The organism is Methylotenera versatilis 301, from assembly GCF_000093025.1.
Classification (GTDB): Bacteria; Pseudomonadota; Gammaproteobacteria; order Burkholderiales; family Methylophilaceae; genus Methylotenera; species Methylotenera versatilis.
Map to the genome: position 1 here is coordinate 1394131 of NC_014207.1, position 12330 is coordinate 1406460.

At 42.4% G+C, this 12330-nt stretch carries 12 protein-coding genes and 1 pseudogene; 8 read left to right on the forward strand and 5 right to left on the reverse strand.

The features are described 5' to 3' along the window. Positions 1 to 186 precede the first annotated feature (186 nt). The 3 genes and pseudogenes from istB to M301_RS06375 all read right to left on the reverse strand — a co-directional run bounded on the left by istB (position 187) and on the right by M301_RS06375 (position 3393). Positions 187 to 912, reverse strand: a complete 726-nt coding sequence (gene istB, locus M301_RS06365) for an IS21-like element helper ATPase IstB (protein ID WP_013146724.1) — start codon at positions 910 to 912, stop codon at positions 187 to 189. Beyond that, positions 899 to 2401, reverse strand: a pseudogene (gene istA, locus M301_RS06370) (IS21 family transposase). Before istA ends, istB begins: the two are co-directional and overlap by 14 nt. Before the next feature lie 56 nt (positions 2402 to 2457). Continuing rightward, a complete protein-coding gene (locus tag M301_RS06375; RefSeq protein WP_013147948.1) occupies positions 2458 to 3393 on the reverse strand; it encodes a site-specific integrase in 936 nt (311 codons plus the stop codon). Positions 3394 to 3459: 66 nt separating this feature from the next. On the opposite strand from M301_RS06375, the gene M301_RS06380 reads away from it, so the two are divergent. The 7 genes from M301_RS06380 (at position 3460) to M301_RS06410 (ending at position 10957) form a co-directional block, all read left to right on the forward strand. Next, on the forward strand, positions 3460 to 3690 hold the full coding sequence (locus M301_RS06380) for a helix-turn-helix domain-containing protein (protein ID WP_202943942.1): 231 nt from the start codon (positions 3460 to 3462) through the stop codon (positions 3688 to 3690). 3 nt (positions 3691 to 3693) lie between these two features. Continuing rightward, a complete protein-coding gene (locus M301_RS06385; protein ID WP_013147950.1) occupies positions 3694 to 4527 on the forward strand; it encodes a hypothetical protein in 834 nt (277 codons plus the stop codon). A gap of 311 nt (positions 4528 to 4838) precedes the next feature. Continuing rightward, on the forward strand, positions 4839 to 5789 hold the full coding sequence (locus M301_RS06390) for a UDP-glucose 4-epimerase family protein (protein WP_013147951.1): 951 nt from the start codon (positions 4839 to 4841) through the stop codon (positions 5787 to 5789). Between the two features lie 2 nt (positions 5790 to 5791). Then, a complete protein-coding gene (locus M301_RS06395; RefSeq protein WP_013147952.1) occupies positions 5792 to 6355 on the forward strand; it encodes a sugar transferase in 564 nt (187 codons plus the stop codon). 103 nt (positions 6356 to 6458) lie between these two features. Continuing rightward, the gene (locus M301_RS06400) at positions 6459 to 8360 is read left to right on the forward strand and encodes a polysaccharide biosynthesis protein (RefSeq protein ID WP_013147953.1); all 1902 of its coding nucleotides are present in this window, start codon (positions 6459 to 6461) and stop codon (positions 8358 to 8360) included. Between the two features lie 44 nt (positions 8361 to 8404). Continuing rightward, positions 8405 to 8944, forward strand: a complete 540-nt coding sequence (locus tag M301_RS06405; RefSeq protein WP_013147954.1) for a hypoxanthine-guanine phosphoribosyltransferase — start codon at positions 8405 to 8407, stop codon at positions 8942 to 8944. A gap of 192 nt (positions 8945 to 9136) precedes the next feature. Further along, positions 9137 to 10957, forward strand: a complete 1821-nt coding sequence (locus M301_RS06410; protein WP_013147955.1) for a pyrroloquinoline quinone-dependent dehydrogenase — start codon at positions 9137 to 9139, stop codon at positions 10955 to 10957. 14 nt (positions 10958 to 10971) lie between these two features. On the opposite strand, the gene M301_RS06415 is transcribed toward M301_RS06410, so the two are convergent. Together M301_RS06415 and M301_RS06420 are read right to left on the reverse strand one after the other, a co-directional pair. Further along, positions 10972 to 11226, reverse strand: coding sequence for a SemiSWEET transporter (locus M301_RS06415; RefSeq protein ID WP_013147956.1), 255 nt, complete (start codon positions 11224 to 11226; stop codon positions 10972 to 10974). Positions 11227 to 11353: 127 nt separating this feature from the next. Further along, positions 11354 to 11557, reverse strand: a complete 204-nt coding sequence (locus tag M301_RS06420) for a cold-shock protein (protein ID WP_013147957.1) — start codon at positions 11555 to 11557, stop codon at positions 11354 to 11356. A gap of 401 nt (positions 11558 to 11958) precedes the next feature. On the opposite strand from M301_RS06420, the gene infA reads away from it, so the two are divergent. After that, positions 11959 to 12219 (forward strand): translation initiation factor IF-1, encoded by a 261-nt coding sequence (infA, locus tag M301_RS06425; RefSeq protein ID WP_013147958.1) that lies wholly within the window; start codon positions 11959 to 11961, stop codon positions 12217 to 12219. Positions 12220 to 12330: the final 111 nt, after the last annotated feature.

The window sequence follows — 12330 nt, forward strand, 5'->3', positions numbered from 1 at the left end:
TTGTTCTTATGTTCCCTTAGGGTTGGCTGCACCTAAACGCTTGGATGCTTAAACTACCCATGTCCACATTCAGTGAATTGTCTGAGTGCTTCAGCCTTAAATTCTGCTGCATATCTGATATGCCTTCATTATTTGTCAATGCTTGTTTAGAAGCGCACCACAGTTTGCGTGCAAAAGTGCACCAGTTTAAGACCTATTTTTAAAGCGATAAGAGTCATTTCCTGTTTCAACAATATCGCAGTGATGCACAAGTCTATCGAGTAATGCTGAAGTCATTTTTTCATCTGCAAATAACTTACCCCATTCCGAGAACGCCAAATTAGTCGTGATGATGATACTGGTCTGCTCATGCAATTGACTGATGAGATGAAACAGCAAGGCACCACCTTTTTGGCTGAAGGGTAAATAGCCCAGCTCATCTAAAATCACCAAATCATATTTTGCGAGTTGTTGCGCTAGTTTATGTTTTTGCTGATCTTTGTCTAACTCTAACTGATTGACTAAATCCAGCACGTTGTAGAAACGCACTCTAGCACCCTTAGTTGCTGCATCCACCCCAATTGCACTGGCTAAGTGGGTTTTACCTGTCCCTGGACCACCCACAAAGATGATATTGCGCTTTTGTTTGATATAGTCACCATCAAGCAGCAACTCAATACTGGGTTGATGCACAGGAGACTGTTCAAACTTAAATGTCGTGAGTGATTTATGTTGTGGGAACTTGGCTTGCGTAATGCGATATTGCACACTGCGACGCTGACGATCCGTTAACTCTGTTTGTAATAATCGGCCAATAATGTCTGGTGTTGATCGTTTGCGTGCAATCCCATCAGTCACGATTTCATCCCAAGCTTCTGCCATGGCGCCTAGCTTCAACTCTGCCAGCAAAGCAATACACTCATGCCGCTGCATACTGCGCTCCTAAGCTAAGTAAGCTGTCATAACGGGATAGCTGCGCTTGTGGTGGTATGCGCAGCGGTACATCGTAGCTGATGATTGTGGGAATCACCGGTTCGGTAAGGCGATGAATAATGTTGAGCACGGCTTCAACCGTCGGCATTTCATTCTCTAATGCAATGGCAGCTGCTTTGACGCCTATTTCCTCGCCATAATCAGCAATCAAACTAAGTAGCTTCACCATGGCACGATCACCCTTGGGTTGTTTGAGCAAGTGACTTTGCAGTGTTTTAACGGGTTGCGGCAAAGGCTAGTGTAAGAATGGCTCGCCATTACGTAACGCCCCTGGTTTGCGCTCAAGTGCTGAGAGATAATGCCAAGGATTATAAGTCGTTTGTTGTTTATCAAAGCTGCGAGGATGTTTAGCCACTTCACGCCCTTCAGCAATCACTTTTATTTCGGTTGCGCTAATATGTAGCTCCACGTTACGCAGAGTGTAATTGCAAGGCACACTGTATCTATGTGCATCAAAGCTGACCAGTGACAGCGAGTTAACCCGCACCCATTCAACACGGTAGCCCTGATATTGCGTACATGGAACGAGTACGCGTTGCTCTTGTACAAAGCGTATTGCAACCGTTACCGTCTTATCTTCTGGATGCGATGCTGAGAGAATACGGTCTTGGCATTGTTGCAATAAAAACGTATTAAACTCTTGCCATGTGGCAAAGGCTAACATTGGCTCAAATACTTGCTTTCGCAAGGTGCGCACTTGCCGCTCAATTTGACCTTTCTCCCAGCCGGATGCAGGTGTACAGGCTACGGGTTCAATCATGTAGTGATTCATGAGCGCTAAAAACTGTGCATTAAATTCACGCTCCTTGCCAACACCGATGCTTTTAACAGCCGTCTTCATGTTGTCGTAAATGCCGCGCTTCGTGACGCCACCAAAGTAAGTAAATGCGTGATTATGGGCGTCGATGAGCATTTCCATTCTTTGATTGGGGTAAGCGCGCACAAAGAAGGCTCTGCTGTGACACAAGCGGAAGTGTGCAACTTGAGCTTTATGCACGACGCCAGCAATCTTGACGGCTTCCGTACTCCAGTCAAACTGATAAGCATCACCTATCGGGAAATGCTGAGGGATGAAGGTGACGGATGACGCATTACTTTGATCAGCAAATTGCCGTATATAAGCCGATACAGCGCTGTAGCTACCTAGGTAACCACAAGATTGAAGCCATTCATAATGACGACACGCAGTCATGCGTTTATTCTTAGGTTGTGTTTGTGCTTCTAACAGGCGTTGGTCGAGTTGAGTTAAAAAGTCTCCTAGCATCGGATAGCGCTTAGCAGGTTTCTGGTAAACAGGAATCTGCGTTTGTTCGATGTGCTTTTTAACCGTTCTACGATTGATGTTGAGTTTTAATGCGATGGCACGAATTGAAAGCGACTCTTTGTGATAAAGGCGCCTTATCTTGGCTATGGTTTCCATACAGATCATCCTAGGTGAGCCTCGCAAAATTGCGAGAGTTTAACAACTCCTAGGGTGGTGCACTTCTACACGCAAATCCCTAAGAGATCTGGTGCATTTTTGCACTGAAATTTACAATAGTGCATTACCGTATCCGGCTTAGTCCATCGACCGCGGTTCATTATTATTGGCAAACTGGCACCAGATAATAGTAAGTCTTGCGCAGCACCTACACGAATGGAGTGGCCGCTGATTTGTTTAATGATGCTAGGGTCGAGGCTGCTTGTCTTAGCAAGACGCTTATAGATGCGATTGATGTGTGAGGAGTTTAGTCCATCTGACAGCTCTCCTTTTTTCCTAATGCCCCTGAAGATTTTCCCACTTTGAATGTCTGTTGCTTTCAACCAATCATTTAATGCTTTTTGTGTCTCATTGCTAAGATATAGCCAGCGGCCTTTTGCATCTTGATCTGTCTTGCTCCTGCGTAGTCGCAGTTTAAATGATGGTTCTGGTAGAGTGTCGATTAAGGTGAGGTCTTCCACCTGTAACGATACCAGTTCACTTCGTCGACATAAGCTGTCATAAGCAATTAATAATAGGACTCGGTCACGTATGCCACGTAAATTTTTGTCAGTTGCTTTTAGCATCTTTTGCAGTATGATATTTGTAATTCCATACGCTTGTTTACACTCACGCCCAAGCGTTCTGTACATACGCCTTAACTCAAGCTTTACCTCTGGATGATCAGTAGGGTCAGGAGTTTGATTGAGTTTATGAATTGTGGCGATAGCAGCTACGGCAATTCGTATGCTATTAGACTTCAGGTGGCCACCGGTGAGTAACTTGATATACTGTACGACTAAGTCGCTTTTGGCTGGTAAAGCGCATTCATCTAACTCATCGCAGAAGATGATAAATTTTTCGAAATTAGTTTTGTAGGCACGGATAGTAGCAGGTGCATAAGCCCCTTCAATTTTTTTAATAGTATGTGTTAATATATTTCTTGTTATAATATTTTTCATATCAAAAACCTTAGGAAATCGATCGATAAATTGATTGTATTCCAATCAAAAATGATTGTAAAGAACTTGATTACTAGTGAACAAATACGAGCTGGAAGAGCTTTAATTAAATGGTCTGCAGATGAGTTGGCATTGTCTGCTGGTGTAGGCGTGGCTACTATTCGTCGTTTTGAATCAGTTGCAGGCGTCCCATTGGGGCAACTTAGAGTTCTTGAGTTGGTTAAGAAGTCTCTTCAAAATGCAGGAGTCGAATTCATAGGCACCCCTGACGACAGGCCTGGCGTTCGATTGAAGTAAGTTATGGCGGGAATTCCTAAATCAACTCGCTCAGGTGGACCAAAGACTGAAGCAGGTAAGATTGCATCCTCCCGTAACGCTCTGAAGACTGGAGCTTACTCCTCTATGGCAGTGATTCCCGGGGAGTCCGAAGAAGATTTTCGGGGGCTGCATGAGGAGTTCTTGGTGAGCTTTAAGCCCAGCGATGTTGCTGAAAGTTCAATGGTGCGTGAACTTGCCGTGTTGACCTGGAAAAAGTTACGCCTAGAAAGATTAGAACAGGCGGCCTTTGTGAGAGCCCTTAAAATTCCAGTTAAAGCCTTGGATATTTGTTCTATGGTACCCGTAGAGGAATGTCACGATTGGTTAATTCGTGACATTAGTATAGTCACGGAGGAGTTCATAGCGACTTATAGCGAAATGCTTGAATTATTAAGACCCGGTAGTGAAAATATTGAAATTAACGAAAGATTATTTTTGTTTTTTTCAAAGAATCCAGAGTTCACTGAGTTACTTAGAAAAGAGCACTTACTTGATGAGTCAGATCGGATTTCCATAGAGCATATTGGTCATAAACTTGATAATCAAGTCTACAATGATCAGCTTGCAAAGGGGTGGACCTTGCCAGAAGTAAGGCAATGGCTCAATCAAATACAGTGGGTGGCTGAGTATCTTGATGATATTAAAGCTGCAATCGCCCTGATCAAAGAGAAACGATTGCTTGACCTGATGCAAGACCAAGGAATTGTGCGAGCACACGACGATCTTAGCCGTGCTTTTTATCGCACATTAGGTGAGCTGCGCCGTCAGCAGTCATGGCGGCAGAAGATAGGCATTATCGACGTTACGCCTGAATAATTGGGGGTAGGGTTGTTTTCACAGAACGGACTCATTCTCATTTGGAGTGAAGAGGGATGCTAATGCCCGTTATCATGCCGCGCAGAGGTGAGCGTTTGCATCTGTATCTACAAATCTGATGGATCTATCTGACTAGTTTATAATATTAATGTACGTATATACTTTTTGAGAATATATAATACCTGTATCAGTGTTTTGGCAACCCAACATAATATTCATGAGCACAGAAATCCTGAACATAATTTCTCAATGATGGCTGCTGAAGACTTAGGCAAGACTATGAGTAAGGCTATAAATCGAGATCGGCAACAATGAAGATACTTGTCACCGGCGCTAATGGTTTCGTCGGAAGCGCGCTCTGCGCTGAACTACTTCGTCAGAAGCATGTGGTAGTGGCGGTAGTGCGCAAAGAGAATACAGAACTTGGGATTTCGATACAGACTACAGCCGTTTGCTCTATCGATAATAATACTGATTGGTCAGCTGCCTTGCGCAATGTCGATGTGGTTGTCCATCTCGCGGCACGGGTGCATGTAATGAGTGATCATGCTGCTGATCCGCTTGCCGAGTTTCGCAAGGTTAATGTTGAAGGTCCTTTGAATCTTGCAAGACAGGCTTCCAAAGCCAGTGTTAAACGGTTCATTTTCATGAGCTCAATTAAGGTCAATGGTGAGCATACAGCGTTCGATTTACCATTTACCGAAGAATCCGCGGTCAATCCGCAAGATCCTTATGGCACTTCAAAGTTTGAGGCTGAACAGGGTCTTATGTTGATCGCTCGGCAGACGGGTATGGAGATTGTTGTTATTCGCCCACCATTGGTTTATGGCGCTGGTGTAAAGGCTAATTTTGCAAGCATGATGCGTATGGTAAAACGTTCTATACCACTGCCACTGGGCGCTATTCATAATAAACGAAGTTTTGTTTATATTGATAATTTGGTGAGCCTGATTATGAAGTGCATTAATCATCCGGCAGCTGCAAATCAAGTTTTTTTAGTATCTGATGGGAATGATTTATCTACAACTGAGTTGTTGCGAGGTTGCGCTAGTGCGCTGGGTGTCAGGTCTAGGCTTTTGCCTATTCCACAAAAGTTGATAGAGTTTTTAGCAGCCTTAATTGGTAAAAAAGATGTCGCCCAAAGGTTGTGTGGTAATTTGCAAGTGGATATTACAAAGGCGCGTAGACTGCTTGATTGGAAACCACCAATAACGGTCGAAGAGGGTTTGAAGGCAACTGCAATAGACTTTAATAAGGTGTAAAAGTGATTAAACGTTTTTTTGATTTTTTGCTGGCATTTTTTGCAGTATTGTTTTTAATCATTCCGATTTTAATCGTTGCGGTAATGGTTCGGTTGACTTCAATTGGCCCAGTTCTGTATTGGTCTGACCGAGTTGGACGTAATAACCATATATTCAAAATGCCAAAATTTCGCACGATGCGGGTTAATACACCTGCAGTTGCGACGCATCTATTATCAGATCCACAGCAGTATTTAACACCTATAGGTTCTTTTTTGCGGAAATCTAGCTTAGATGAGTTGCCGCAACTTTGGAGCATTATTAAAGGCGATATGAGTTTTGTGGGGCCACGACCTGCGTTGTTTAATCAGGTTGACTTGATGGGATTAAGAACGGAATTTGGTGTAGATAAGTTGTTACCTGGTTTGACGGGTTGGGCGCAGATTAATGGTAGAGACGAGTTACCAATTCCAATTAAAGTAAAGCTGGATGTAGAGTATTTGCACAAGCAGTCTTTTTTGCTTGATTTAAAAATTATCTTTTTAACGTTTTTAAAAGTATTGCGTAGGGATGGTATTCAGCATTAAAGTGGGTGTTACCTATATGCTGGAGTGTTATGTCTACGGGTATGTTGATACAATACGACTCAGTTGAACTTACAATATAAATTTAGGCTAGCCATCTCATTAAATGACCAAATCACTCATTAATCCACTAACGTTTTTGGCTTTATTGCACGATATTGCAGTGGCGGCTTTTGTTTGGTTTGCTGCATACTTGCTGCGTTTTAATTTTACTATTCCTCCTGAGCATCTTCAGTACATGTTGCAATCAATCGTCTGGGTTGCTCCAATGCAAGGTGCTGTTTTTGTACTGTACGGTTTATATCGAGGCATGTGGCGCTTTGCCAGCGTATCTGATTTAAAGCGAATTTTATTTGCAGTTAGTTCAGCTGCCGTTTTAGTTGCGGCTTTGCTATTCATGATGAGAAGCTCACTTGTCATTCCCCGTTCTGTATTGATTTTAGACCCACTCTTACTCATGTTAATGATGGGTGGCAGTCGCTTTGCTTATCGCGCGTGGAAAGAGCACTCGCTTTATGGAGTTGCAAAATCACTTGGTAAGCCAACGATAATATTAGGCGCGGGTGATGCCGCTGTTGCTTTGCTTAAAGATTTATCGCGCAGCACTCAATGGCGCGTTGTTGGTATGCTTGATGATGATAAAGCTTTACTGGGGCGTGAGATATTTGGCGTTAAGGTATTAGGCTCAATTGCGACTTTAGCTGATATGCAAAGACGCTTAGGCGTTGAGCATGTGATTGTTGCGATGCCATCTGCGCATCACCAAAAACGCCGTTCCGCGATAGATTTAGCTAACAATCTAGGCTTGGAAGTTCTGACTGTGCCAGCTATTGATGATTTGATGAGCGGTAAAGTGAGCGTTTCACAAATTCGCAAGGTGGATGTGGAAGATTTGTTGGGCCGTGACGCAGTATTGCTAGATAACTCTGGCTTGCGGCATCTAATTGCGGAACATGCGGTAATGGTAAGTGGAGCGGGCGGCTCTATTGGCTCTGAGCTTTGCCGCCAAATATTAAATTTTAGTCCTAGTGCATTGATTTGTTTTGATATTTCTGAGTTTTCTCTTTACCAGTTAGAGCAAGAGCTTAGCGCATTAAATCTTACGACTAAGTTGCTCTTCATGACTGGTGACGTAAAAAATAAACAACGAGTTAAAAGCTTACTTGAGCAGTTTCAGCCTGCGGTGGTGTTTCATGCCGCGGCTTATAAGCACGTGCCGATGATGGAAAACGGGAATGTTTGGGAGGCACTTTCAAATAATGTGATTGGTACGCACACCATAGCCAATGCGTGTAAAGAAGCTGGTGTTGAGAAATTCGTGCTTATCTCTACTGACAAAGCTGTCAATCCAACAAACGTAATGGGGGCTAGTAAGCGCCTTGCCGAAATGGTTTGCCAAGGTTTGCAAGAGAAGCTTGCACGTGAAGCAATGGGAACACGTTTTGTTATCGTGCGTTTTGGTAACGTGCTAGGTAGTAGCGGTAGCGTCATTCCTAAGTTTAGAGAGCAAATAGCCAAGGGTGGTCCAGTCACGATTACTCACCCTGAAATTACCCGATATTTCATGTCGATACCTGAAGCTGCACAATTAGTGTTGCAAGCTGGGTTAATGGGTAAGGGTGGCGAGATTTTGGTGCTTGATATGGGTGAGCCAGTTAAAATCGCAGCATTAGCAGCTGACATGATTCGGCTTTCTGGCCTTCAAGCGGATGAAGTTAAAATTGAATATGTAGGACTTCGACCAGGCGAAAAGCTATATGAAGAGTTGCTCGCGGATGATGAGCACACCATGCCAACTCCGCATGAAAAGTTACGTATAGCCCAAGCACGTGAAGTTGATATTACGTGGGTAAAGAAACTATTGAAATGGATAGAAGGCACAGAAAGTGCAAATGAAGCGATGATAAAAAATGAATTGAAGCTTTGGGTTGAAGAGTACAGCCCGCAGCATCAAGCGAGTGTAGAAAAGCATTTTATATTAGATGTTGAGCAAGTGACTTTGCATTAATTTATAAACATTCATTAACTTTTATCACATGCAATTGAGCTAAATTGAATACACAAAATCCACAGTCTTTGCTAGATCAAGCGCAACTTATTCATACTGCGGAAGCTGTTCAAAGTGCAATTAGTCAGCTTGGTAAAGACGTTACTTTGCAATTTGAGCATGCATGTCCAATAGTGATTTGCGTAATGGGCGGCGGAATTGTTTTTGCTGGGCAGTTGCTCACACAGCTGGCATTTCCACTCGAATTAGACTACGTTCATGCTAGCCGCTACCAAAATAACACGGTAGGCAATGCGCTTATCTGGCAATCTTTACCAAAGTTAGATTTAAACAATCGAACAGTATTATTAGTGGATGATATTTTGGATGAGGGTATTACATTATTGGCCATTAAAGAAAAATGTCTAGCATTAGGCGCTAAAGATGTTTACTCCGCTGTGCTGATAGAAAAGAAATTGCCACATTCAAAACCGATTAAAGCTGACTTTGTAGGCTTGGAAGTGCCTAATCGCTATGTGTTTGGTTGTGGCATGGATGCTTATGGCTGGTGGCGAAATCTGCCTGCTATATACGCATTACCTTAAATCTAGGTTTTAACCTAAATCAGATTTAGTCTTAATTTGACTTCTTTTTAGGTTGATTTCCATTTTAATTTAGCTGCTTTTTACATTTCTAAAATTCAACTTTCACCTTATCCGGCATAAAAATTTGCAAATGGTATACACATCTGTATACTTTAATTTTTCAATGCTATTGATGAGTTAAAGGAAGGTTGTATGCGCAGTCTTTTAAAATGCAAGCAGTTGAGCAATACTGGTTTACTAAGTTTAGTTTTGTTAAGCAGCTTTGCAATGGTTTCGTGTAGCAGCTCGCTTACCCAGCAATCGAATGTTCAATCTAGTATTTCAGATAAAGAATGGCCTAGTTTTGGTCGTGACTTTACTAATCAGCGACTTTCTCCGCTTACGCAAATTAATCAACAAAACGTTAAAGATTTGAAGCTCGCTTGGCAATTCAAAAGCGGTGTTGTTGCAAGTTTTCAGGCTACGCCTATCGTTACTGGTGGCGTGATGTATGTGGCCTTACCTTTTAATCATGTAGTTGCCTTGGATGCCAAAACGGGTAAAGAACTTTGGCGTTATAAGCATGAGCGCAGAGCAAATTGGAAAATGTGCTGTGGTCCCGCAAATAGAGGCGTTGCCGTGAGTGATGGTAAGGTATTTATTGGTACTGTTGACGCTCGTTTGATTGCGCTTGATGCTAAAAGCGGGGCAAAAATTTGGGATATTGACGTTGCTGATGACACGGCATTAACTGAAAAAACCAGCTCATTAAGTCAGGCAGACGCTAAGAGCCATAAAGAAGCTTATGGAGGTACTGGTGTAGGCATAGCAATGGCGCCTGTCGTCTATCATGGAAAAGTGATTGTTGGTATCACAGGAGTGGGTTATGGGTTACACATTGATCAGCCGACAGCCAATGCGCCATTGGGTGCTGTTGTTGGTGTAGATGGTCGCTACGGTCGCCCTGGTTTCTTAGCTGCATATGATGTTGCCAATGGTAAGCGTATTTGGACGTTTGATACCATTCCAACTCAGGGTTGGGAGGGCGTGTTTGCTGAAACGACTTCCGATGGTATCTCACTGAATCGCGATGTTGCGGCTGAAAAAGCTAATATGGTCAATAATAAAGACGCTTGGCGCTTTGGTGGTGGCTCTGCTTGGAGTACGCCAGCCATAGACACTAAAACCAATACACTTTTCTTTGGCACAGGTAATCCTTCGCCACAAATGAATGACATTTCTCGTCCAGGTGATAATTTATATACCGTCTCGTTGGTTGCGCTAGACACTGAAACAGGCCAACTTAAATGGCATTATCAGCAAGTACCGCATGATGTCTGGGGTTATGACTTAGCAAGTCCACCAGTGTTGTTTGACTATAAGAAGGATGGCAATACCATAGCCGCTGTTGGTCAGGCCAGCAAAACTGGTTGGTATTATGTGAACGATAGAGCAACGGGCAAGCTGCTGATGAAGTCTGATGCATTTGTCCCACAAAAAAATCTATTCGCTAAAGCCAGCAAAGAAGGTACTGTACTTTACCCTGGGATTTTAGGAGGCTCGAATTGGAGCCCTAGTGCTTTAGATGAAAATAATCAAACCAGTTTTATTGCTGGGATACATGCGCCTATTAAATACACCCTAGTGGAAGAAGCTGCAGCAGATGGTAAACCTGCCGTTCGATACGCCTCATCAGAACCAACCAAAGACCCGCGCTGGGGTGTAATATCGGCAATCAACCTCGCTACAGGTAGAATGCGATGGCAAGTTAAAACTGAGCAGCCTTTGATGGGCGGATTGCTAGCTACTCAAAGTGGTCTGTTATTTATGGGCGAGGGTAGTGGTAACTTTAATGCATACAACAGCAATACCGGTGACTTGTTATGGCAAACCAAAGTCGATGCGGGTGTTAACGCGCCGCCTATTAGTTATGAAATTGATGGCGTGCAGTATGTAGCAGTTGCAGCAGGAGGCAATTCTATATTTGGCTATACTGCTGGTGATAACATTGTTGTTTACGCGCTAGGGAAGTAGCGCGTATGAGTGTATTAGCGGTGCTTAAGCTTTAAAATAAGCACAGTACATGCTAAAACCAAGGTGATGCCGTTTGCCAGAATTACGGGCCAGCTTGTAATCATTAAGCCGTATATGAACCAGCCTAATACGCCCAAGCTAAACAAGCTGTACATGGGCAGTGAAATGCCTGATAAATCTCGTGATTTCCATGAGTGCAGGGCTTGTGGCACAAAAGAAAATGTGGTTAAAAAGGCTGCGGAATAACCAATCAAGTCTGTAGATGTCATGTAGGCTTTATATTTTTATAGGCTGAATACTATTTATTAACCTGAAGTAAATCAGTCAATTTTAAGATAAAAAAATAGCCCAATTAAGGGCTATTTTTTTGAATTCCATTAACTGGATTCTAGTTAACTAAGCTTTTTGGATGTTTGAAGCTTGTTTACCTTTTGGACCGTCTGTAACGTCAAAACTTACGCGATCATTTTCTTTTAAGCTTTTGTAGCCGCTATCTACGATAGCTGAAAAATGAGCGAACAAATCGTCGCCGCCTGCATCAGGAGTAATGAAACCAAAACCTTTTGAATCATTAAACCATTTAACTAAACCTGTAGCCATATCTTATTCCATACTTTTAAAAAAGGGAGGCACCCTAAATGATTGGGTTTTTAACAAATAATCAGTCTTGAGAACTTAACCACTTTAAACATCCAAACGCCGAAATTACTTTTTACTTGTAAACAATTGTTGTGTCAAGCATTATTTTACATTAATCGTGATTGACAATAAAAAGACTCATTAAATTAAATTATTTGTTGGTATTTAGCAATTAAATTAGATAAATAAGCGATTGATTAATTTGAGCTCCAGCGCTATAATGCGCGCGAGCATTGTATGGGTGTGTCGCAAGTAGTTTAAGTGTTAGTGGTGTTTTTGCTAGTACTTTCATTTTAAGCTTCAAACTCTATAGAGATTGTTGCTTATTAAAGATTGCTACAAAAATTACTGGAGAACTAGATTTGGCTAAAGAAGAGTTGATTGAAATGAATGGTGTGGTAATGGAAATATTACCTGACTCACGCTATCGTGTAACGCTAGACAATGGGCATAAATTAATTGCTTATACTGGTGGTAAAATGAAAAAAAATCATATTCGAATCTTAGCTGGTGACAAAGTTACTCTGGAGCTTTCTCCGTACGATATCAATAATGGTCGTATTACTTTCAGGCATATCGAAGCTGGTGGCGCTACCTTCACGCCAAGAAAACGCACCTACTAAGCGCCTTCTGACTACATTCGCAACAAAAACTGATTTTCTTGCGAATGCTAAGTTTGTTCAATTTAGCTCTCATTTATTCTTGTCATCAATAGTTTTTTAAGTACCTTCTAA

Excerpts from the sequence above, each read along its gene's own strand:
- istB (WP_013146724.1), bottom strand. The coding sequence starts at position 912 with ATGCAGCGGCATGAGTGTATTGCTTTGCTGGCAGAGTTGAAGCTAGGC.
- M301_RS06375 (WP_013147948.1), bottom strand. The coding sequence starts at position 3,393 with ATGAAAAATATTATAACAAGAAATATATTAACACATACTATTAAAAAA.
- M301_RS06385 (WP_013147950.1), top strand. The coding sequence starts at position 3,694 with ATGGCGGGAATTCCTAAATCAACTCGCTCAGGTGGACCAAAGACTGAA.
- M301_RS06390 (WP_013147951.1), top strand. The coding sequence starts at position 4,839 with ATGAAGATACTTGTCACCGGCGCTAATGGTTTCGTCGGAAGCGCGCTC.
- M301_RS06400 (WP_013147953.1), top strand. The coding sequence starts at position 6,459 with ATGACCAAATCACTCATTAATCCACTAACGTTTTTGGCTTTATTGCAC.
- M301_RS06410 (WP_013147955.1), top strand. The coding sequence starts at position 9,137 with ATGCGCAGTCTTTTAAAATGCAAGCAGTTGAGCAATACTGGTTTACTA.
- M301_RS06415 (WP_013147956.1), bottom strand. The coding sequence starts at position 11,226 with ATGACATCTACAGACTTGATTGGTTATTCCGCAGCCTTTTTAACCACA.
- M301_RS06420 (WP_013147957.1), bottom strand. The coding sequence starts at position 11,557 with ATGGCTACAGGTTTAGTTAAATGGTTTAATGATTCAAAAGGTTTTGGT.